Annotated in this window: 18 protein-coding genes and 2 pseudogenes; 14 read left to right on the top strand and 6 right to left on the bottom strand. The window is 63.8% G+C overall.

What is annotated here, in order from left to right:
- Positions 1-289: 289 nt before the first annotated feature.
- Positions 290-508, bottom strand: a pseudogene (locus IB241_RS22635) (TonB-dependent receptor plug domain-containing protein); the annotation flags it as partial.
- Positions 509-603: 95 nt separating this feature from the next.
- Between IB241_RS22635 and IB241_RS22630 the strand changes: the two are divergent.
- From IB241_RS22630 to hpaI, 7 genes are all read left to right on the top strand, one after another.
- A complete protein-coding gene (locus IB241_RS22630) occupies positions 604-1,260 on the top strand; it encodes a fumarylacetoacetate hydrolase family protein (RefSeq protein ID WP_192300421.1) in 657 nt (218 codons plus the stop codon).
- A 10-nt stretch (positions 1,261-1,270) separates the two neighbouring features.
- The gene (locus IB241_RS22625; RefSeq protein ID WP_192300420.1) at positions 1,271-2,035 is read left to right on the top strand and encodes a fumarylacetoacetate hydrolase family protein; all 765 of its coding nucleotides are present in this window, start codon (positions 1,271-1,273) and stop codon (positions 2,033-2,035) included.
- A 22-nt stretch (positions 2,036-2,057) separates the two neighbouring features.
- Positions 2,058-3,518, top strand: coding sequence for a 5-carboxymethyl-2-hydroxymuconate semialdehyde dehydrogenase (hpaE, locus tag IB241_RS22620; protein WP_192300419.1), 1,461 nt, complete (start codon positions 2,058-2,060; stop codon positions 3,516-3,518).
- A gap of 118 nt (positions 3,519-3,636) precedes the next feature.
- Positions 3,637-4,560, top strand: coding sequence for a 3,4-dihydroxyphenylacetate 2,3-dioxygenase (gene hpaD, locus IB241_RS22615; protein ID WP_192300418.1), 924 nt, complete (start codon positions 3,637-3,639; stop codon positions 4,558-4,560).
- A 14-nt stretch (positions 4,561-4,574) separates the two neighbouring features.
- Positions 4,575-4,979 carry a 5-carboxymethyl-2-hydroxymuconate isomerase gene (locus IB241_RS22610; RefSeq protein ID WP_192300417.1) on the top strand — a complete coding sequence of 135 codons (405 nt, stop codon included), beginning with the start codon at positions 4,575-4,577 and terminating at the stop codon, positions 4,977-4,979.
- A gap of 25 nt (positions 4,980-5,004) precedes the next feature.
- On the top strand, positions 5,005-5,808 hold the full coding sequence (hpaH, locus tag IB241_RS22605; protein ID WP_192300416.1) for a 2-oxo-hept-4-ene-1,7-dioate hydratase: 804 nt from the start codon (positions 5,005-5,007) through the stop codon (positions 5,806-5,808).
- 10 nt (positions 5,809-5,818) lie between these two features.
- Entirely contained in the window at positions 5,819-6,616 is a 798-nt protein-coding gene (hpaI, locus tag IB241_RS22600; protein ID WP_192300415.1) for a 4-hydroxy-2-oxoheptanedioate aldolase, read from the top strand.
- 1,049 nt (positions 6,617-7,665) lie between these two features.
- Here the strand turns inward: hpaI and IB241_RS22595 are convergent.
- The 5 genes and pseudogenes from IB241_RS22595 to IB241_RS22575 form a co-directional block, all read right to left on the bottom strand.
- Positions 7,666-8,163 (bottom strand): annotated as a pseudogene (locus IB241_RS22595) (flavin reductase family protein); the annotation flags it as partial.
- Positions 8,164-8,222: 59 nt separating this feature from the next.
- Positions 8,223-9,392 carry a p-hydroxyphenylacetate 3-hydroxylase oxygenase component gene (locus IB241_RS22590; protein WP_192300413.1) on the bottom strand — a complete coding sequence of 390 codons (1,170 nt, stop codon included), beginning with the start codon at positions 9,390-9,392 and terminating at the stop codon, positions 8,223-8,225.
- 118 nt (positions 9,393-9,510) lie between these two features.
- Positions 9,511-10,584, bottom strand: coding sequence for a GlxA family transcriptional regulator (locus tag IB241_RS22585; RefSeq protein WP_192300412.1), 1,074 nt, complete (start codon positions 10,582-10,584; stop codon positions 9,511-9,513).
- On the bottom strand, positions 10,581-11,990 hold the full coding sequence (gene gabP, locus IB241_RS22580; RefSeq protein ID WP_192300411.1) for a GABA permease: 1,410 nt from the start codon (positions 11,988-11,990) through the stop codon (positions 10,581-10,583). Before gabP ends, IB241_RS22585 begins: the two co-directional genes overlap by 4 nt.
- Positions 11,991-12,154: 164 nt before the next feature.
- Positions 12,155-14,320, bottom strand: coding sequence for a TonB-dependent receptor (locus tag IB241_RS22575; protein ID WP_192300410.1), 2,166 nt, complete (start codon positions 14,318-14,320; stop codon positions 12,155-12,157).
- Positions 14,321-14,429: 109 nt separating this feature from the next.
- Between IB241_RS22575 and IB241_RS22570 the strand changes: the two genes are divergently transcribed.
- The 7 genes from IB241_RS22570 to IB241_RS22540 all read left to right on the top strand — a co-directional run bounded on the left by IB241_RS22570 (position 14,430) and on the right by IB241_RS22540 (position 22,602).
- A complete protein-coding gene (locus IB241_RS22570; RefSeq protein WP_192300409.1) occupies positions 14,430-15,602 on the top strand; it encodes an MFS transporter in 1,173 nt (390 codons plus the stop codon).
- 36 nt (positions 15,603-15,638) lie between these two features.
- Positions 15,639-16,154 carry a sigma-70 family RNA polymerase sigma factor gene (locus tag IB241_RS22565; protein WP_192300408.1) on the top strand — a complete coding sequence of 172 codons (516 nt, stop codon included), beginning with the start codon at positions 15,639-15,641 and terminating at the stop codon, positions 16,152-16,154.
- 4 nt (positions 16,155-16,158) lie between these two features.
- Complete coding sequence (locus tag IB241_RS22560; RefSeq protein WP_192300407.1) at positions 16,159-17,127, top strand: FecR domain-containing protein; 969 nt, start codon at positions 16,159-16,161, stop codon at positions 17,125-17,127.
- Between the two features lie 192 nt (positions 17,128-17,319).
- Complete coding sequence (locus tag IB241_RS22555) at positions 17,320-19,674, top strand: TonB-dependent receptor (protein ID WP_192300406.1); 2,355 nt, start codon at positions 17,320-17,322, stop codon at positions 19,672-19,674.
- Positions 19,675-19,694: 20 nt separating this feature from the next.
- Entirely contained in the window at positions 19,695-20,828 is a 1,134-nt protein-coding gene (locus tag IB241_RS22550; protein ID WP_192300429.1) for an ABC transporter substrate-binding protein, read from the top strand.
- Complete coding sequence (locus IB241_RS22545; protein WP_192300405.1) at positions 20,825-21,853, top strand: FecCD family ABC transporter permease; 1,029 nt, start codon at positions 20,825-20,827, stop codon at positions 21,851-21,853. Before IB241_RS22550 ends, IB241_RS22545 begins: the two co-directional genes overlap by 4 nt.
- Entirely contained in the window at positions 21,847-22,602 is a 756-nt protein-coding gene (locus tag IB241_RS22540) for an ABC transporter ATP-binding protein (RefSeq protein ID WP_192300404.1), read from the top strand. The genes IB241_RS22545 and IB241_RS22540 overlap by 7 nt, the downstream gene beginning before the upstream one ends.
- Positions 22,603-22,625 lie beyond the last annotated feature (23 nt).

The raw sequence follows: 22,625 nt of genomic DNA, 5'->3' as shown, positions 1-22,625 counted from the left end.
AGCCGGACGCGTTCTACCGAACGACACCGCTCAAATGTGGGAGCTGGCTTGCCTGCGAAAGCGGTGGTTCAGCCAACACTTCTACCAACAGTGCCGCCGCCTTCGCAGCCTCGCTAAAGCTCGACAGCTCCCACAGAGGATTGGCGTTGTTTTGGAGACCTGCAGCCGGACGCGTTCTACCGAACGACACCGCTCAAATGTGGGAGCTGGCTTGCCTGCGAAAGCGGTGGTTCAGGCAACTTCTCTACCAACAGTGCCGCCGCCTTCGCAGCCTCGCTAAAGCTCGACAGCTCCCACAGAGGGTCGCCGGGCCTTGGTCGTCTAAACCAGACACCGGCACCCCGCGGATGCCCCAGTTTTCGTTACCAGCCTGGCTATACACACCGGGCGTGCGGGCAAACACGTCGACCAGGCTGTGATAGGCCTTGTCGCGCAGTTGCTGCTCGGTCACCACCACTACGCTGGACTGGGTCTGCTCCAGGCTGCGATTGATCTTTTCGCCGCTGACTTGACCTGCTGAAAAAAAATCCCACCCAGGCATTGTTAACATCTTAACCATAAGATTAACATGTTAACCAACCCAGCCAGACTCAGGAGATCCGCATGCCCCGCGCCGCCAGCGAAATCGCCACAGGCACCTTGTTCGGCGTTGCCTTGAACTACACCGGTCTGCTGCAAAGCCGACTGGCCGAATTCAACCAACCGCCCTACCAGCAGCCACCGCAAAAACCGGTCCTGTTCATCAAGACCCCCAACACCCGCACCACCGACGGCCAAGCCGTGACCGCCCCCGCCGGCGAGCGCCTGCAACCCGGCCCGGCGCTGGGCGTGGTGATCGGCAAGACCGCCAGCCGCGTCGCCGAACAGGACGCCCTGGCCCACGTCGCTGGCTACCTGATCGTCAACGAATTCAGCCTGCCCGAAGACAGCTACTACCGCCCCGCCGTCAAAGCCAAGTGCCGCGATGGCTTCTGTGCACTCAGCAGCGAGGTGATCCCCACCCGCGATGTTCCGCACGCCCACAACCTGATACTCAAGCTGCTGGTCAACGGCGAAGTGCGCCAGGAAAACACCACCGCCAATTTCGTGCGCAGCATTCCCCGGCTGATTGCCGAACTCAGCGAATTCATGACCCTGCACGAAGGTGATGTGCTGATCACCGGCACCCCGGAAGGCCGCGTCGATGTGGTGCCCGGCGATGACGTCGTGGTGGAAATCAGCGGCCTCGGTCGCCTGCGCAACTCAATCGTGGCCGAGTGAGGAATCACCGATGAAACACGCACGCATCCGTTATCAGAACCAGATCCACACCGTCACCGTAGAAGCCGACAACGCCGTGCGCCTCGCCGATGGCCGCCTGCTCGCCGAACATCAGGTGCAATGGCTGCCGCCGGCCGAAGGCAGCATGTTCGCCCTGGGCCTGAACTACGCCGACCATGCCGCCGAACTGGCCTTCAACGCGCCCACCGAACCGCTGGCATTCATCAAGTCGCCGGGCACTTACACCGGCCACAACCAAGTGACCTGGCGCCCCGACAACGTCAAGTACATGCACTACGAGTGCGAGTTGGTGGCGGTGATCGGCAAGCCGGCACGCAACGTCAAGCGGGCGGACGCGCTGGACTATTTGGCCGGCTACACGGTGTGCAACGACTATGCGATCCGCGACTACCTGGAAAACTACTACCGCCCCAACCTGCGCGTGAAGAACCGCGACTGCACCACCCCGGTCGGCCCGTGGATCGTCGACGCCGCCGACGTGCCCGATCCGTCGCGACTGACCCTGCGCACCTGGATCAATGGCGAGTTGAAGCAGCAAGGCAGCACTGCCGACATGATCTTCGACATCCCCTACCTGATCGAATACTTCTCCAGCTTCATGACCCTGCAACCCGGCGACATGATCGCCACCGGCACGCCCGAAGGCCTGGCCGATGTGGTGCCGGGGGATGAAGTGGTGGTGGAAGTCGAAGGCGTTGGCCGCCTGGTCAACCGCATCGTCAGCGAATCCGAATTCTTTGCCGCGCGCGGCTGAACACAACAACAGAGAGCACAGCATGATCAAGCACTGGATCAACGGCCGCGAAGTCGAGAGCCGCGACACCTTCACCAACTACAACCCGGCCACCGGCGAAGCCCTGGGTGAAGTCGCCAGCGGCGGTGCCGAGGAGGTCAACCTGGCCGTCGCGGCGGCCAGGCAGGCCTTCCCCAAGTGGGCCAACACCCCGGCCAAGGAGCGCGCGCGGCTGATGCGCAAGCTCGGCGAGTTGATCGAGCAGAACGTGCCGAACCTGGCCGAACTGGAAACCCTCGACACCGGCCTGCCGATCCACCAGACCAGGAACGTGCTGATCCCGCGTGCCTCGCATAACTTCGATTTCTTCGCCGAAGTCTGCACGCGCATGGACGGCCACAGCTACCCGGTCGACGATCAGATGCTCAACTACACCCTGCGCCAGCCGGTGGGAGTCTGCGCGCTGGTGTCGCCGTGGAACGTACCGTTCATGACCGCCACCTGGAAGACCGCGCCCGCGCTGGCCCTGGGTAACACGGCGGTGCTGAAGATGAGCGAACTGTCGCCGCTGACCGCCAATGAACTCGGGCGCCTGGCACTGGAAGCCGGCATCCCGCCCGGCGTGCTCAACGTCGTTCAGGGTTACGGCGCAACGGCCGGCGATGCGTTGGTACGCCACCCCGATGTGCGCGCGATTTCCTTCACCGGCGGCACTGCCACCGGGCGGCGGATCATGCAGACCGCAGGCTTGAAAAAGTACTCGATGGAACTGGGCGGCAAGAGCCCGGTGCTGGTTTTTGACGATGCCGACCTTGATCGCGCCTTGGACGCAGCGCTGTTCACTATCTTCTCGCTGAACGGTGAACGCTGCACCGCCGGCAGCCGCATCTTTATCCAGGAAACCGTCTACGACAGCTTCGTCGCCGAGTTCGCCGCACGCGCCAAGCGCTTGATCGTCGGCGACCCGCAAGACCCGAAGACCCAGGTCGGCTCGATGATCACCCAGGCCCATTACGACAAGGTCACCGGCTATATCAAGATCGGCATCGAAGAAGGCGCCAACCTGCTGGCCGGCGGCCTGGAACGCCCGGCCAATCTGCCGGCGCACTTGTCCAAGGGCCAGTTCATCCAGCCCACCGTGTTTGCCGACGTGGACAACCGCATGCGCATCGCCCAGGAAGAAATCTTCGGCCCGGTGGTGTGCCTGATCAAGTTCAAGGACGAGGCCGAAGCCCTGCGCCTGGCCAACGACACCGAGTACGGCCTGGCCTCCTACATCTGGACCCAGGACATCGGCAAGGCCCATCGCCTGGCCTACGGCATCGAAGCCGGCATGGTGTTCATCAACAGCCAGAACGTGCGCGATTTGCGCCAGCCGTTCGGCGGCGTCAAGGGTTCGGGCACCGGGCGTGAAGGCGGCGAGTACAGCTTCGAGGTGTTTACCGAAGCCAAGAACATCTGCATCTCCATGGGCAGCCATCACATTCCGCGCTGGGGGGTGTGAGGATCGACTCGCTATCGTGAGCCTGCCGGGTTTATAAAACGGCAAGGGTCACCGGCTACCTTCGCGCAGACCAATCACAAGAATCCGGGCCCTCGAGGGCCCCGCCAGGAGAACCGTCATGGGCAAGCTTGCTCTAGCCGCCAAGATCACTCACGTGCCGTCGATGTACCTGTCGGAACTGCCCGGCCCACGCCAGGGCTTTCGCCAGGCCGCCATCGACGGGCATCGCGAAATCGGCCGACGCTGCCGGGAACTGGGAGTCGATACGCTGGTGGTGTTCGACACCCACTGGCTGGTCAACGCCAACTACCACATCAATTGCGGGCCGCATTTCAAGGGCCTGTACACCAGCAACGAACTGCCGCACTTCATCAGCAACATGGAGTACGAGTTCCCCGGCAACCCGGAGCTGGGCAAAATCCTCGCCGATGAATGCAACCGCCTTGGCGTGGAAACCATGGCCCACCACGCCACCACCCTGGCACCGGAATACGGCACGCTGGTGCCGATGCGCTACATGAACGAAGACCAGCATTTCAAGGTGATCTCGGTGTCGGCGCTGTGCACCTCGCACTACCTCAACGACAGCGCCCGCCTCGGCTGGGCCATGCGCAAGGCGGTGCAAGAGCACTACGACGGTACCGTGGCGTTCCTTGCCAGCGGTTCACTGTCACACCGTTTTGCCCAGAACGGCCAGGCCCCGGAATTCGCCACCCGGATCTGGAGCCCGTTCCTCGAAACCCTCGACCAGCGTGTGGTGCAGATGTGGCAGGACGCCGAGTGGCCGGAGTTCTGCGGCATGCTCCCGGAGTACGCGGCCAAGGGGCACGGCGAAGGTTTCATGCATGACACCGCGATGCTGTTGGGGGCCATGGGCTGGTCGAACTACGACGCCAAAGTCGAAGTACTGACGCCTTACTTCGCCGCCTCCGGTACCGGCCAGATCAACGCGATTTTCCCGGTGACGCCACAGGACGGCTCGGCCACGCCGCCGGCCAGCGCGTCCAACCCCACTGCCGTGGCCTCCACCAGCCGCCTCTGACAGAGAGACCTGACATGCCCCACTTAGTCCTGCTCTACACCGCCGACCTGGAGCCCTGCGCCGACATCCCGGGCCTGTGCCGGGCACTTGCCGACACCATGCTCGAGCAACACGACGCAAGCGGCAAAGCGGTCTTCCCCAAGGGCGGCACCCGCGTGCTGGCCTACCCCGCCGCCCACAGCGCCGTGGCCGACGGCAACGGCGACTACGGCTTTCTCTACGCCAACCTGCGCATGGGCGCCGGGCGCAGCGCAGCGGTGCACCAACAGGTCGGTGACCAATTGCTGGCGGTGTTGAACGCACACCTGGGCCACCTGCTGCTGCAGCGACCGATCGGCATCACCCTGCAGATCGACGAAAGCCTGGGCCAGGTCTACGACGGCAAACACAGCAGCCTGCACCCGCTGTTCAACCGCTGAATCCTTTTTTGCAGAGAGACCCGTCATGCTCGATTCAACCTTGATCCAACTGGCGGCCGAGCGCCTCGACACGGCCGAACGCACGCGCCAGCAAGTCGCGCAGTTTTCCCTCAGCTACCCCGACATCACCCTCGACGACGCCTACGCCATCCAACGCGCATGGGTAGCACGCAAGATCAGGGACGGGCGCAAGCTGGTCGGCCACAAGATCGGCCTGACCTCCCGCGCCATGCAGGTCTCGTCGAACATCACCGAACCCGACTTCGGCGCCCTGCTCGACGACATGCTCTTCGACGAAGGCACCGACATCCCTTTCGAACGCTTTATCGTGCCGCGGGTGGAAGTCGAGCTGGCGTTCATCCTCGGCAAACCCCTCAAGGGCCCGAACGTCACGGTATTCGAAGTACTCGACGCCACCGAATGGGTGATCCCGGCGCTGGAAATCATCGACGCGCGCATCCAGCAGGTCGATCCGCAGACCGGCGCCACCCGCAAGGTGTTCGACACCATTTCCGATAACGCCGCCAACGCCGGCGTGGTGATGGGCGGCCGCCCGGTACGCCCCACCGACGTGGACCTGCGGCGGATTCCGGCGGTGCTGTACCGCAACGGCGTGATCGAGGAATCCGGGGTCAGCGCCGCCGTACTCAATCACCCGGCCAAGGGCGTGGCATGGCTGGCCAACAAGCTCGCGGCCTACGACGTGAGCCTGGAACCGGGGCAGATCATCCTCGGCGGCTCGTTCACGCGGCCGGTGACGGCCAGTCCGGGCGACACCTTCCATGTCGACTACGACCAACTGGGCAGCATTGCCTGCCGCTTTGTCTGAGGGTGTAGTGATGCTGAAAAACACGTTCAAGGCCCGCCTCAAGGCGGGTGAGCCGCAGATCGGCCTGTGGCTGGGCCTGGCGGATGCGTATTGCGCGGAACTGGCCGCCAACGCCGGGTTCGACTGGCTGCTGATCGACGGCGAACACGCGCCCAACGACCTGCGCAGCCTGCTCGGCCAGTTGCAGGCAATTGCGCCCTACCCGTCGCAGCCGATCATCCGCCCGGTGCAGGGCGACACGGCGTTGATCAAACAAGTGCTGGATATTGGTGTGCAGACCCTGCTGGTGCCAATGGTCGAAAGCGCCGCCCAGGCGCGCGAGCTGGTGCGCGCCATCACCTACCCGCCCCACGGTATTCGGGGCGTCGGCAGCGCGTTGGCGCGGGCGTCGCGCTGGAACAGCGTGCCGGATTATCTGGACAAGGCCGACGCAGAAATGTGCCTGCTGGTGCAGATCGAAAACACCGAGGGCCTGGCCAACCTCGATGCCATCGCCGCGGTCGACGGCGTAGACGGCGTGTTCATCGGCCCAGCGGACTTGTCGGCAGCCATGGGCCATCGGGGCAACCCTGGCCACCCGGACGTACAAGCGGCGATCGAAGAAGCGATTGCGCGGGTGTGCAAAGCAGGCAAGGCGGTTGGCATTCTGAGTGCCGATGAAAAACTGGCGCGCCGCTACCTGGAATTGGGCGCTACTTTTGTCGCCGTCGGCGTGGATACCACCGTATTGATGCGCGGGCTGCAAACCCTAGCGGGTCGCTTCAAGCAAATTGAACCCCCTGGACCCGCAGCAGGTGGGGTGTATTGATCCCAGAACACAGGGATCGGCGGTGTCCTCGGTTCCCGAGCCTGGCACACATCCAAGTGTGGGAGCTGGATTGCCTGTGATAGTGGTGGGTCAGCCAGCATTTGTATTGATTGACACGCCGCCTTCGCGGGCAAGCCCGCTCCCACAGGGGGTCGGCGGTGTCCTCGGTTGCCGAGTTGGGCGCACATCCAAGTGTGGGAGCTGGCTTGCCTGCGATAGCGGTGGGTCAGCCAGCATTTGTGTCGACTAACAGGCCGCCTTCGCGGGCAAGCCCGCTCCCACAGGGGATTGGTGGTGTCCTCGTTTGCCGAGTTGGGCGCACGTCCAAGTGTGGGAGCTGGCTTGCCTGCGATAGTGGTGGGTCAGCCAGCATTTGTGTCGACTGACACGCCGCCTTCGCGGGCAAGCCCGCTCCCACAGGGGATCGGTGGTGTCCTCGTTTGCCGAGTTGGGTGCACATCCAAGTGTGGGAGCTGGCTTGCCTGCGATAGCGGTGGGTCAGCCAGCATTTGTGTCGACTGACACGCCGCCTTCGCGGGCAAGCCCGCTCCCACAGGGGATTGGTGGTGTCCTCGGTTGCCGAGTTTGGCGCACGTCCAACTGTGGGAGCTGGCTTGCCTGCGATAGCGGTGGGTCAATCAGCATTTGTATTGACTGACACGCCGCCTTCGCGGGCAAGCCCGCTCCCACAGGGGGTTGGTGCACATCCAAGTGTGGGAGCTGGCTTGCCTGCGATAGTGGTGGGTCAGCCAGCATTTGTGTCGGCTGACACGCCGCCTTCGCGGGCAAGCCCGCTCCCACAGGGGATTGGCGGTGTCCTGGTTTGCCGAGTTTGGCGCACGTCCAACTGTGGGAGCTGGCTTGCCTGCGATAGCGGTGGGTCAGTCAACATTTGTATTGACTGACACGCCGCCTTCGCGGGCAAGCCCGCTCCCACAGGGGATTGGCGGCGTCCTCGGTTGCCGAGTTGGGCGCACATCCAAGTGTGGGACCTGGCTTGCCTGTGATAGCGGTGGGTCAGTCAGCATTTGTGTCGACTAACAGGCCGCCTTCGCCAGTTGCGGATGCGGCAACACCATCGAATACACGCCCTGGTGATACAGCAGCGGCGCCCGGCCAAAGTCGTCGAAGCGCACGACCTTGCCGATCATGATCCAGTGGTCCCCGCCGTCCACCTGCTGGTACTTCTCACAATGAAAGTGCGCGGCACAGTCGGCGAACACCGGCGCCCCTCCTTCACCGCGTTCATGGTCAACCCCGGCAAACCGGTCTTCCCGGGGCCGCGCAAAATTGTTCGACAGGTCGATCTGGTTGGCCGCCAGGATGTTCACCGCAAAATGGCTCGCCTGCTCGAACACCGCGTGGCTGCTGGAACGTTTGTCGATACTCCACAACACCAGCGGCGGGTCCAGCGATACCGAGTTGAAACTGTTGGCCGTGACCCCGACCTGCTGGCCGTTCTCAGTCGCGGCGGTGACCACCGTGACACCCGTGGCAAAGTTGCCCAGGGCACGGCGAAAGGCGCGTGAATCGAATTCAATAGACATGCAAGACTCCTCGCGCCGCAGCCGGGCTGCAGCGCTGATTATTAGGGTTGAAAGCCGGCTCAGACCATCGTGGGATCGGGCTCAAGCCCCATCAGCTCGCGCCCGAGAATCTGCGCGCACACGTCGTAGTCGGTGTAGGCATGCGCCCCGGTCATATGGGCGTCGCGCCACAACCGTTGCAGCTCGTTGCTCTCCATCCACGCCCCGCCGCCGGCGGCTTCAAACAAGCGGTCCACGGCCTGGATGCACATCTTCACGGCGTACGCCTGGTTGGTGCGCCAGAACGCCAGGGTTTGTTTCGACGGGTACACATGGCGGGCGCCATGCTCGGCGTGTTCCTGCCAGGTTTTTTCCAGGAATGCGCGGGCGGCGGCGACCTGGTGGGTCGACTCGGCCAGGCGCATCAGCGCCGGGGTGGCCGCGCCGACCTGGGCGCCGGTGTAGGCGCGCACGCGGTGGCGCGTCTTGTCGCGAAAGGCTTCGAGCATCCGCTCGGCAACGCCAAGGCTCACCGTCGAGAAACCACTGGCGAAATACGGCCGATAGGGTGTGAAGTAAATCTCGCTGTCGGGGTACAAGCCAAACCCGGCGGATTTGCCTTCCATCATGTCCTTGGCTTTCTGGATGCGGTAGTTGGGCACAAACACCTTATCGACACTCAAGGTCTTGGTGCCGCTGCCGCGCATGCCCACGGCAAACCAGTCGTCGAGGATCCGGTAATCACTGCGCGGCAACACCGCAAAGCAATAATCCTGGCCACCCTCAGGGTTGTGTCGGCGACAGCCCAGGATCGCCCACTCGGCGTGATCACTGCCGCTGCTCCAGCCCATCTGCCCACTGAAGAGCACACCACCGTCGACCTCCTCGACCTGGCCGAACGGTGCAATACTGCTGCTGGCCGTCGCATCGGGGTTCTCCCGCCACAGTTCGTCCTGCAACTGCTTGGAAAACATCGCCAGTTGATGACTATGGGTGCACAGCAGACTCATCGCCCACGCCGTGCTCGCACACGCGCCGGCCAACAGCGCAATGCAGTCGCAGAACGCCGGCAATGACATTTCCAGGCCACCGTAGGCCTTGGGTTGAAACGCACGGTGCAGGCCAAGGCTTTTAAGCAAGGCGATATTGGCCGCTGGCACTTTCCGTTCGGTTTCGGCCTGGGCGGCATTCGCGGCAATGCTCGGCAGGATCGCCTTGAGGTCTTCCAGCAGGGAGTTGGAGGGTTGCATCGGGACACCTGTTTTTATTGGAGTTGGTGGCCAGTATTGCGAGCGCGGGCGTGGGGCGAAATGGACGTTTCGCGGGGACTGTTGCACTTTTCATAGGCCCGCTACGCCAGCATCGGCGTCACTTCAGATTTTTGACACTGGCAAACGTCGACTCCCCTCGCGCCTGCTCCAACACATTCATCGGTGCCGGTGCGGGGCGCAGTTGAATCATCGGTTTCAACACCTGCGAGCGCTCACCGTCGGTGACCGAGCGCTCATCACTGGGCGGCACGCCAAAGTACTCGCGGTAGCATTTGGAGAAGTGCGGGGTGGACACAAAGCCACAGAGCACCGCCAACTCGACAATGGAAATGGGCGTCTGCTTGAGCAACTGCCGCGCACGGATCAGCCGCAGCCGCAGGTAATAGCGCGACGGCGAACAATGCAGGTACTTCTGGAACATCCGCTCAAGCTGGCGACGCGACAGCGCGACGTAGGCGGCCAGTTCATCGAGGTTGATCGGCTCTTCGAGGTTGGCTTCCATCAGCGCGACAATTTCCTGCAACTTCGGTTGCTGGGTGCCGAGCATGTGCTTGAGTGGCACGCGCTGGTGGTCCTGCTCGTTGCGGATGCGTTCGTACACGAACATGTCCGAAATCGCCGCCGACAACTCATGCCCGTGATCGCGGCCGATCAGGTGCAACATCATGTCCAGGGGGGCCGTCCCCCCCGAGCTGGTGAGACGCTCACGGTCGAGGGTGAACAGGCTGGAACTGACGCTCACCCGTGGAAACGCTTCCTGCATGGCCGCCAACCATTCCCAGTGCACGCTGCATTCGTGCCCATCGAGCAAGCCCGCCCGCGCCAGCACCCAACTGCCGGTGCAAATGCCGCCCAGGCGCTTGGAATAGCGTGCCTGGCCGCGCAGCCATTTGAGCAGTTCGCCGGTCACGGTGCCCTGGATACCAATGCCGCCGCACACGATCACGCTGTCGGCGGACGGCACGCTGACAATCGAGCCGTCCGGGGTGACGGGCACGCCGTCGCTGGCCCAGACCGGGTGGCCGTCGAGGCTCGCGGTGTGCCAGCGGTACAGCTCCTGGCCCGCCAATTGGTTGGCCATGCGCAACGGTTCCAGGGCGGACGCCAGCGAGATCAGCGTGAACTGGTCCAGCAGCAAGAACACGATGCTGTTGACCGCCCGGTTGGTCATGGTTGGGTGGCTGCGGCTACGGGCAATTGCGCGGGTCCGGGATGTCGTGCGGTGATCAGGCCGATGAATGAAATCAACAACGCCAGGCCGAGGGTCGACGACACCTCGAAGCGGTGCTCCGGCGTCACCAGCATCACCGTCAACGCGCCGCAAATGAACGCAATCACCAGCCATGTCAGCCAGGGAAACAGCCACATCTTGAACGTCAGCGGCACGTTACGCCGCTGCAGAATCTTGCGCATGCGCAGTTGCGAAATCGCGATCACCAAGTACACCAGCAAGGCAATGGCGCCCGAACTCGCCAGCAAAAACTGGAACAGCCCGGCCGGCATGAAATAACTGAGCAGCGTCACCCCCGCGCCCAGCACAGTACTGGCCAGCACCGCGGCCCGAGGCACGCTGGCCGCCGAGGTCTTTTTCATCAGCGCGGGAGCATCGCCGCGCTTGCCCAGGGAAAACAGCATGCGCGACGCAATGTAGATCGATGAGTTCATGCAACTGGCCACGGCGATCAGTACCACCACATCCACCAGCAGCTTGGCGTGGGGAATGTTCATCAGTTCCAGCGCGCGCTGGTAGGAGCCGACCGACGCCAGCAACGGGTCATCCCAGGGCACCACGGAGATCACCACAAAAATCGATAACACATAGAACACACCGATACGCCACATCACCGAACGGGTCGCGCGGGCGATGTTCTGCGCCGGGTTGCTGGACTCCGCGGCCGCGATGGTCACCGCTTCGGTGCCGATGAAGCTGAACATGATGGTAATGAACGCGCCGACCACCGCCGACAGTCCATTCGGCGCGAACCCACCGTGTTCCTCCATCAAGCGGCCGAGCCCGCTGGCCTCGCGCTCGGGGATCCAGCCCATCAGCACGGCAAACCCCAGGCCAATAAAGCCGATGATCGCCACCACCTTGGCCATGGCGAACCAGAACTCGAATTCGCCGTACTTGGAGACGCTGAACAGATTGGTGACCACCAACAAAAAGATCGACAGCAAGGCAAAGAGCCAAGCGTCGATCTGCGGGAACCATTGGTTGAGGATATGCCCGGCGGCCAGGGCTTCGATGGGGATCACCAGCACCCAGAACCACCAGTACAGCCAGCCGATGGTGAAACCGGCCCAGCGCCCGATGGCCTGGTCCGCATAGGTCGAGAACGAACCGGTGTCCGGGTTGGCCACCGCCATCTCGCCAAGCATGCGCATGACCAGCACCACCAGCAACCCGGAAAACAGATAGGCCAGCATCACGGCCGGGCCCGCCGCTGCAATCGCGTGCCCGGAGCCGACAAACAGCCCTGCGCCGATAATCCCTGCGATAGACAACATGGTGACATGGCGCGGCTTGAAGCCTTGCGCCAATTGACCGTTCAAATCCTTGGAACTCAGGCTATTCATCGTTGTTTTTATTCTCGGTGATCGACGTTGAGGCGTACTGACTGATCAGTCAGGCGATCATCATCTCTTAATGATGAGTCACCTTACGCGGGCCGGCTTGCGCGAAAATAGCCTGAGGGCGGCACGAATGTGCCTGATATCGACATTCGTGCTTGACGCTGGCCTCAAAAATCCACGCTGGCCGACAGCTGCAACGTGCGCGGATAACCCGGCGAGAACGCGCCGTACGACGCCACCCCCGACCAGTATTCCCGATCAAACACGTTCTGCACCGTGGCGCGGAAGGTGGTAGGCCGCCCTTCGATCTTGGTCGCGTAGCGCGCGCCCATGTCGATGCGCGTCCACGCATCCAACTGCTGGGTATTGGCCTGGTCGACGTACTGGCGGTCGGTGTAGATCGCGCCGCCGGTAAGGGTGAAACCTTCCAGCCCCGGCGTGTCCCACTCGGCCCAGAGGTTGGCCTGGATGTCCGGCACGCCCACGGGTTTGTTGCCACGGTTGGCGGCGGTGGCGGATTTGGTCAGCTCGCCATCGAGGAAGGTCACACCGCCCATCAGGCGCGTGCCGGGCGCCACTTCGCCATACAGGCTCAGCTCGACACCACGGTTGCGCTGCTCGGCCTGTACCGAAAACACATTGCCGGCACCGACTTCGCCGCTGGGCTTTTCAATCTGGAACAACGCCACGCTGGTCATGAAGCTGCCGTGTTCATACTTCACGCCCAGTTCGTGTTGCTTGGACTCGTAGGGCGCAAAGGTCTCCCCGGCATTGCTCGCCGTACCGGGTGCGGCATCGCCTTTGCTCAGGCCTTCGACATAGTTGTAGTAGAGCGACACGTCATCCCAGGGCTTGACCACCACGCCGAGCAGCGGCGTATTGGCACTGGCGTCATACCGCGCACTGACACCGCCGGTGCTGTTGTAGTTGCGCGATTCGATGGCTTGGTGCCGCATGCCCAGGGTCAGTTGGAGGCGGTCTTCGAACAGGCCCAGGGTGTCGGTCAACGCCACGCCGGACAGCTCGGTTTCGGAAATGCGCAGCACCTTCGGCGTGTTGATGTACTGCTGGGGCGTGTCCACTGGGTGATAGATGTTGGAGTAAATGTCCTTGCCGTTGATGATGCCCCGCGACAGCTCATCCCTATAACGGCTCGCCATCAGTGTGGTGGTATGCGTCACCGGGCCGGTGGCAAAGAGGCTGCGCAGGCCGATGTCGGCCGTCGAACGGTCGACGTTGAATTTGTAGTAGCCCGGCGTGTTTTTGGTGTCACCGGCGTCATTGAGGATGCGCGGCACCTGGTCGGACAGGCGCTTCACATCCGAACGCCCGCCACCGGCGTGGGCGAACACCGTCAGGTTGTCGTTCAGGTCATATTCGCCGCCGAGCAGCAACGATTGCTCCTTGGTGTCCGACCAGCCCCACTTCTGCGGCAGGCTGGTGCGGCCATTCGGCGCGGACGGCACCTGCACGCCCGGTTGAATGGTGAACGGACGCGAGGCGCCCTCCCAGCTTTCCTTCTGGCTCAGGTAGTCGAGGTTCAGGCGCAGGCGCTCGCCGCGATAATCCAAGGCAATCGCGCCGATGCCAACGTCGCGATGCTGGTTGTCCACGGCCGTGTCGCCGCCTTGCAGGCTGCCGTTGAAGCGCACGCCAAACTGGTTTTCAGCGCCGAAACGGCGGCTCAGGTCGAGGTGGCCGCCAACCTGGCTGTCCGACGCATAGCTGCCGGTAAAGCGCGTCAGGTCCTCGTCCAGCGGACGTTTGGGCACGATATTGATCACCCCGCCGACGCCGCTGTTGGGCGAGATGCCGTACACCAGCGCCCCCGGCCCCTTGAGCACTTCGATGCGCTCGGCGTACTCGGTAAATGCGCGGTAGTTGGGCGCTACGCCGTAGACGCCGTCATAGGCCAGCTCGCCGAGGTTGCCCTCGCCAATCGCGAAACCACGGATGAAAAACGAGTCGACGATGCCGCCGTTCTGCCCGGTGGAACGCACCGAAGGGTCGCGCTCCAGTGCGTCGGCAACGGTCACGGTTTGCAGGTCGGCAAGGGTCTTGGCGGTGTAGCTGGTGACGCTGAACGGGGCGTCCATCACGTCCTTGTTACCCAGCATGCCCAGGCGCGCGCCCCGCGCCACCTGGCCGCCGGCGAGCACCTCGGGCAAGGCGCTGGGGCCGTTGTACACGGCGTTGACGTTCGTCGCGTCAAGGGTCAGGCTCTGCGCGCTGTCGTCGCTCGGCTCGGCGGTGGCGGCCCAGGCGTTGCTGCTGGCGGCGGCCAACAACAGGGCGGTACGAATGGCGAATGTTAACCGGCTGGCAACGGGCATGACGGTGGGGTCCTTGCATCGAGAGAAGATGAGAATTACTCCTGATGCCAGCCAACCGACGAAAAAGTATCAGCACCCCGCACATTTTTTTGCACACCGAGATTGATCCATGCCACCGACCCGCATCCTGATTTCCCAGCTGTTCGCCATCCAGCTCGTGTCGATGGGCGCGATGGAAATGAGCGGCCCGTTCTGGCCGGTGCACTTGCGCGGGCTGACCGACTCCGATGCGTTGTTCAGCTTCGCCAGCATCGCCGTGTACGTCGGGCCGATGCTCGGCATCCTGCTGACCAGCGCGTTCTGGGGGCGCGTCGGTGATCGTCATGGCCACAAGCTGATGATGATCCGCGCCCTGATCGGCCTGACCCTGACCCAACTGGCGCTGGCCTTGATCAGCGACATCTGGGCGATCCTGCTGTTGCGCTTTGTGCAGGGCGCGTGCGCCGGGTATATCGCCCCGGCCCAGGCGTATGGCGTAAGTATCGAGGCGCCGGCCCGGCGCGCGCGGTTGTTTGCGCTGTTGCAGATTTCCACCAACGTCGGCTCGCTGCTCGGTGCGGTGGTCGGCGGCTTGATCCTCGATCACGCGACGTTTTTCTGGATCAACCTCAGCGCCTCGGCACTCTGCGCGGTGTGCACGCTGGTTGCGGCGCTGAGCCTGCCGGACGTGCCGCCGCAGAAGAAACCCGTGAGCGCGTCGAGCGCCGTGGTATGGCGCGGTTCGGCGCTGCTGCCGCTGCTGGTGGTGATGGGCATTCTGCTGCTGGCGCGGATGCTGCCGCAGACCTCGTTCGCGCTGTATGTGAGCAGCACATTCAACGTCAGCAACGCCTGGGTCGGCCTGTGCTACGGCCTGCTGGCATTGGGTTTCATCCTGTGCGCAACGACATGGGCGCGGCATTTCGAAGGGCGTGACCCAGGCGATTCCCTGCGGCGCATCGCCTGGGTGGTACTCGCGTGCATTGCGCTCACCGGCATCGCCGGCATCACCCGCAACCCGCTGGTGTTCGCCCTCGGTTACCTGGTGTGGGGCGTGTTGCTCGGGGCGACCACGCCGGTGCTGATGGCGTTGATTTCAAAGAGCGCCGACAGCTCAAGCCAGGGCCACGTGCTGGGGATCGCCCAGGGCACTGCGCAATTCGCCTCGATTGCCGGTATCGCCATCGGTGGCCTGCTCAGCCAGGTGTATGGCCTGGCGTATACCTACCTGTTCGTCTGCGCGGCGTATGGGCTGGCACTGCTTGCGATTCTCGCGTTGCGTTCACGCCGGGTTGTCCCTTAGCATTGGGAATACTTCTCAATTGCACGGATGTGCGCCATGAGCGAAATCCTCGACGCCGATCACAACCACCACCTGCGCGCAATCGAGGCGCTGTACAGCGGGCATCACGGCTGGCTGTACGCCACGCTCAAACGCAAACTCGGCAACGCCATGGATGCGGCCGACCTGGCCCAGGACACCTTCACCCGGATCCTCGCCTCCCAGGTCACGGTGATCGACCAGCCACGTGCCTACCTGACCTGCGTGGCCAGGGGCATCCTGGTCAATTGGTATCAGCGCAAGGCGTTGGAACGGGCTTATCTGGAAGCCCTCGCCAGCGCGCCGCTACAGCAAGCACCGTCGGCGGAAACCCACTTCATGGTGCTGGAAACCCTGCACGAAATCGACGCGATGCTCGACGCGCTGCCGCCACTGGTCAAACGCGCGTTCCTGCTGTCGCAGCTCAGCGGCCTCAAGTACGACGCGATTGCCGAGCAACTGGGCGTGTCGCTGATCACCGTCAAACGCTACATGAAACAGGCGTTTGTGCAGTGCCTGATGCTGGTGGAATAAGCCCATGCTCAGCCTGCGCAAACAGCCACCGCTCGCCGCCGATGTCCTCGAAGAGGCCGCCGAATGGCTGATGCGCCTGAGCGAAAACGACCTCAGCGCCAGCGAACGCGCCGAGTGGGAACGCTGGAAAACCAGCAGCCCCGAACGTGATCGCGCCTGGGCCCGGGCGCAGTTGCTGCAAAGCAAGCTCGGCGGGCTGCCGCCGGCCCTGGCGATGTCGGCGCTGGATCGTCCAAGCCACCCGGAACGCCGCGCCGTCCTGGGCAAGCTGGCCTTGCTGCTGGCGGTGATGCCGGTCGGCTGGGGCAGTTGGAAACTTGCGCAATCCCAGCAATGGACCGCCGACTACCGCACCCACGTCGGCGAACGCCGTGAACTGGTGCTGGCCGATGGCTCGCGTATCACGCTCAACACCGATACGGCCATCGATGTGCGTTTTGACAGCCAGCAGCGTCTGGTGCACTTGCGCGAAGGTGAGATGCTGGTGCAGACGGCCGCGGATACCTCGCGCCCATTCCTGGTCAGCACCCGCCAGGGCCGCATGCAGGCCCTGGGTACGCGCTTCACCGTGCGCGAACTGAGCCCGCTCACCCACCTGGCGGTGCTCGAAGGCGCGGTCAAGGTGATGCTGGCCGAGAACAACCAGAGCACACCGCTGATCGTCAACGCCGGGCAGCGCATGAACTTTTCTGCGCAGACCTTTGGTGGGGTGGCGGCTACCGACCGTAACGTGGGGGCCTGGACCCAGGGCATGTTGATGGCTGACAGGATGCGCCTGGCGGATTTCGTTGCCGAACTGGCGCGTTATCGGCGTGGTTTTGTGCGTTGTGATCCCGCGATTGCTGATTTGCGTATCTCTGGGGCGTTTCCCATCAGTGATACACAGCGCACGTTGAACATGCTGGTGCAGACATATCCGGTGGTTGTCAGTGGGCATTTGAGTGGGTATTGGCTCACGTTGTCGGCGGCTTAGGGCGTGTCAGCCAACTCATTCATCGGCTGATCCAGCGCATTCGCGAGCAAGCCCGCTCCCACAGTTTTGACCCCGTTCAACCCGCCCGAATGGATACGTACACCAAAAATAAACCCCTGCCACCCTGATACTTTTCCCAATCTCAACTGGCAAACACATCAACCCCCACTCCAACCCACAGGCCCCCCATCCATGCTCGTGATCCGCAGCGCACTGCTCAGCCTGGCCCTCACCAGCGCCGCCATGGCCGCGCAGTTGGATGGGGTGACAATGCGTGCCTACCAGATCACCCCCGGCCCCCTCGGCGCCACGCTGTCGAACTTCGCCGTGGACGCCGGCATCGCGCTGTCGTTCCTGCCGGCGCTCACCGACGGCCTGACCAGCCCCGGCCTGTCCGGCACCTATTCGACCGAGGAGGCCGTTACCCGCCTGCTCGCCGGCAGCGGCCTGGAAATGGTCTTGCGCGCAGACGGCAGCTACACCCTGGCACTACGCCGGGTCACCCTGTCGGAAACCACCGTCAGCGGCACGGCACAACGCAGCGACAGCCTGCCGCCAGCCTATTCCGGCGGCCAGGTCGCGGTCGGCGGGCGCCTGGGCATGCTCGGCAACCGCGACGTGATGGACGCGCCCTTCAGCGTCAGCACCTACACCGCGTCGCTGATCAAGGACCAGCAGGCCACCACCGTCGGCGATCTGCTGGAACGCGACTCTTCGGTGCGCTCCACCGGGCAGACCGGCGGCATTGTCGATTCGTTTTTCATCCGCGGCTTCCCGGTGGGCGAAGGCAACCTCGGCGAACTGGCCTTCGACGGCGTCTACGGCGTGGCCTCCAACTATCGCGTGTTTACCGAGTACGCCGAGCGCATCGAAGTGGTCAAGGGCCCCGGCGCCCTGCTCTACGGCATGTCGCCCAACAGTGCGGTGGGCGGCGTGATCAATGTGGTGCCCAAGCGCTCCCTCGACGAAGACCTGACCCGCTACACCGCCAGCTACACACAGGATGCCCACATCGGCAACCGCATCGACATCAGCTGCCGCTTCGGTGACGAGCGCCGCTTCGGCCTGCGCCTGAACGGCGGCCTGCAGCAGGGCAACACAGTGATCGACGCGCAATCACGCGACGTCGGCATCGGTGCGCTATCCCTGGATTACCAGGGCGAGCGCCTGCGCGGCAGCCTGGACCTGATCTCCCAGGAAGAAGAGTTCGACGCCGCTTCCCGACCGTTCCTGATCACCCCCGGCGTGAACATTCCCAACGCGGCCAACGGCCGCACCAATGTCAGCCAGGACTGGGGCTGGTCACGCACCCGCGACAAATCCGCGTTGCTCAGCGGCGAATATGACCTCAGCGATGCCCTCACTCTGTTCGCCCACGCCGGCGGCGGCAAATCCGCCGTGGCGCGTATGTCCGACCAGACGCCGAAGATCATCAACGCCGCCGGCGACACCGATTCCACACCCGGTTACTACCGCTTCGAAGTCCAGCGCTACACCGTGGACGCCGGTGCCCGCGTACGCTTCGACACCGGGCCGGTCAGCCACACCAGCGTGCTGCAGGCCAGCCGTTATCGCGACGAGCTGTCACGCGGGATCATTTCCGGCGCCTCGGTGCTGTCGAATATCTATCACCCCACCGACCGCCCCAAGCCGTCGATCCCCAAGCCGGACGCGCCGAAAGTCTCGGCCACCGAGCTGACCGGCGTGGCCATCGCCGACACCTTGTCGGTATTGGACCAGCGCGTGCAGGTCACCGTCGGCCTGCGCCAACAGCGCATCCAATCGAACAACTACAACACCGCGGGCGCAGTCACCAGCGCCTACGACGATGGCAAGACCACGCCGCTGTTCGGCGCAGTGCTCAAGCCGTGGGAGTACGTGGCGTTCTACTACAACTACCTCGAAGGCCTGAGCAAGGGCGATGTGGCGCCGTCCAACGCGGCGAACGCCGGTGAGATCTTTGCGCCTTACGTGTCCACGCAGCATGAGGTCGGGGTCAAGCTCGACTACGGCACCTTCATGTCGACCCTGGCGCTGTTCCAGATCGACAAACCCAGCGGCGAACTGGCCGACGGGCGCTTTTCGGTGCAGGGCGAACAGCGCAACCGTGGCCTGGAATTGAGCGTGTTTGGCGAAGTCGCCCAGGGCACGCGCCTGCTCGGTGGCGTGACCTTGATGGACGCGCAATTGACCCGCAGCGGCATCGCCGCCAACCGTGGCAATACCCCGGTCGGCGTGCCCGAGGTGCAGGCCAACCTGTGGGCCGAATGGGACACGCCGACAGTCGAGGGGCTGACGTTGACCGGCGGCGCGATCTACACCGCCAGCCAGTACGTCGATCAGGCCAACACCCAGCGCCTCGATCCCTGGACCCGCATCGATGTCGGCGCACGCTACAGCACGCGCATCGCCGAGCGACCGACCACATTCCGCGCCACGCTGCAGAACCTGTTCGACCGCCAGTACTGGTCCGGCGTGGCCTCCTACGGCGCGTTCTCCCAGGCCTCGCCACGCACCCTCCTCCTGTCGGCCACGGTCGATTTCTGATACCAGCAAGGGCTTACATGATGCTTTCGATTGTGCGATGCGGCCACGTCCTGGCGGCGCTGTTGTTCACCGGGTTGCTGGGCATGCCGGCGTTTGCCACCCCCACCACGGTCACCGATCTGCTCGGCCGCCAGGTCAAGGTCAACCTGCCGGTGCAGCGGGTGATTCTCGGCGAAGGCCGCCAGCTGTACCTGGTGGCCGCACTGGACACGCAAAACCCCATCGAACGCATCGTCGGCTGGCGCAAGGACCTGATCCAGTCCGACCCGGACACCTACAACGCCTACCTGCGCAAATTCCCCGCCATCGCCAAGATCCCCACCTTCGGCGGCTTTGAAGACGGTACTTTCGACATCGAACAAGCCATCTCCCAGCGCCCCGACGTGATCATCCTCAACATCGAGGCGCAGCACGCCACCGAGGATGCGCGCTACATCGAGAAACTCGACGCCCTGGGCATCCCGGTGGTGTACGTGGACTTTCGCAACCAGCCCATGACCAACACCGAGCCGACCATGCGCCTGTTTGGCCAGTTGTTCGGCAAAGAGCAGCAGGCCGAAGCGTTTATCGCGTTTCGCAACAAGCAGATCCGCCGTGTCACCGACGTGATAGCCGCGCAGCAGCCCACGCGCCCTGCGGTATTTATCGAGCGTATCGGCGGCTACACCGAGGATTGCTGCCTGAGTTTCGGCAATGAAAACTTCGGCCTGTTCGTCGAGCTGGCCGGCGGCAACAACATCGCCAAAGGCATTATTCCCAGCACCTTCGGCCAGTTGAACCCCGAGCAGGTGATCGTCGCCAACCCGGCCCAGGTGGTCGTCACCAGCGCCAACTGGGAGGCGTTCGCGCCGGGTGGGCACTGGGTCGGCGTCGGCCCCGCAGCCGACATGGCCGAGGCCCGGCGCAAACTGGCGTGGTACACCGGCCGCCCGGCCTATGCCGGGATCAAGGCCCAGGAGCAGCAAGCGTTCCACGCGATCTGGCACCAGTTCTACAACAGCCCGTACCAGTTCGTGGCGATCCAGCAGTTGGCCAAGTGGTTTCACCCGACGCTGTTTGCCGACCTCGATCCCGAGGCCGCCTTTCGCGAGTTGCACGAGCGCTTCCTGCCGGTGCCCTACGAGCCGGGCTACTTCGTGAGCCTCAAGCCATGAGCGCCTACCGCCAGCTGGTGCTGCGCAAACGCCTGGTCCTCTGCGCCCTGGCCGTGCTGTTGTTGGGCAGTGTGTTGCTCGACCTGGCCCTGGGGCCGGCGCGCTACAGCCTCAGTGAAGTACTCGGCGCACTGTTTGCCCCGGACACCGCCGCGCCGCAAGTGCGCGTGGTGATGTGGGACATCCGCCTGCCCGTCGCGCTGATGGCGGTGGCCGTGGGCGCCGCGCTGTCCCTGGCCGGCGCGCAGATGCAGACCATCCTCAACAACCCGCTGGCCAGCCCGTTCACCCTGGGCCTGTCCGCCGCCGCCAGTTTCGGCGCCGCCATGGGCCTGGCGTTTGGTGTGGCGCTGTTCCCGCTCGCGGCGCAGTACATGGTGCCGCTCAATGCCTTCATCATGGCCATGCTCTGCGCGCTGCTGATCCACTTCCTCAGCCTGCGCCGTGGCGTGAGCGCCGAAACCATCGTGCTGCTGGGCATTGCGCTGGTGTTCACGTTCAATGCGCTGCTGGCGCTGGTGCAGTTTTTTGCCACCGAACAAGCGGTGGCCGCCGTGGTGTTCTGGACCATGGGCAGCCTGACCAAGGCCACCTGGCCCAAGTTGGGGGTGATCTGCCTGGTGATCCTGATCACCCTGCCGATTTTCGCCAAGCGCGCCTGGGCCCTCACCGCGTTGCGCCTGGGCGACGACAAGGCCGCCAGCTTCGGCATCAACGTGCGCAGCCTGCGCTTGCAGACGCTGATCATGGTCAGCCTGCTCGCCGCGTTCCCGGTGGCGTTTGTCGGCACCATCGGCTTTATCGGGCTGGTCGGTCCGCACATCGCGCGCATGCTGATCGGCGAAGACCAGCGCTTCTTCCTGCCCGCCTCGCTGCTGACCGGCGCACTGATCCTGTCGGCCAGCTCGGTGGTGAGCAAGACCCTGATCCCCGGCGCGATTTTCCCGATTGGCGTGGTCACCTCGTTGATCGGCGTGCCGTTCTTTATCTCCCTGATCCTCGGCGGGAAGAAAAACTCATGGTAAGTATTCAGCTGGACGACTTGGGCGCTTGCTACGGACCACGCACCATCATCAGCGGCGTCAGTACCGCACGCTTTGTCGGCGGCCAGGTGGTCGCCGTGGTCGGCCCCAACGCTGCCGGTAAATCCACCCTGTTCAAGCGCATCGCCGGGCTGCTCGACGGGCCGGGTGAGGTGATCCTGCAAGGTTCGACAAAGGGTGTGCAGGGCATCAGCTACATGCCCCAGGGCCTCAATGCCAGCGCCCGGTTGACGGTGTACGAATCGGTGCTGCTGGCGCGCAAGCAACTCGCGCCGGGCTGGACGGTGCACGATGACGAACTGCGGCTCGTGGATGAGATGCTTGACGCCCTGGGCATCCGCGACCTGGCCTTTCGCAACCTCGGTGAACTCAGCGGCGGCCAACAGCAACTGGTCTCCATTGCCCAGACCCTGGTGCGCGAACCCGAAGTGCTGCTGATGGACGAGCCCACTAGCGCCCTCGACATGCACCGCCAAGTGCAGGTGCTGGGGTTTATGCGCGCCCTCGCCCGCCAGCGCCAGGTGATCGTGTTTATCGCCCTGCACGACCTCAACCAGGCGCTGCGCTTCGCCGACCAGGTGCTGGTGATCGCCGACGGCACGGCCCAGGCCAGCGGGCCGAGTCATGAGGTGATCAATGAAGCCATGCTACGCACGGTGTACAAGGTTCAGGCGCGCATCGAACGCTGTAGCCGGGGGCAGCACCATATCCTGATCGACGACATCGTCTAACTGGCACAATCCTCGCGAATGCT

Origin of the sequence: Pseudomonas sp. PDM05 (genome assembly GCF_014851685.1) — a bacterium.
Classification (GTDB): Bacteria; Pseudomonadota; Gammaproteobacteria; order Pseudomonadales; family Pseudomonadaceae; genus Aquipseudomonas.
The sequence above is the reverse complement of the archived record's forward strand: the minus strand, read 5'-3'. Positions and strand labels throughout refer to the sequence as shown.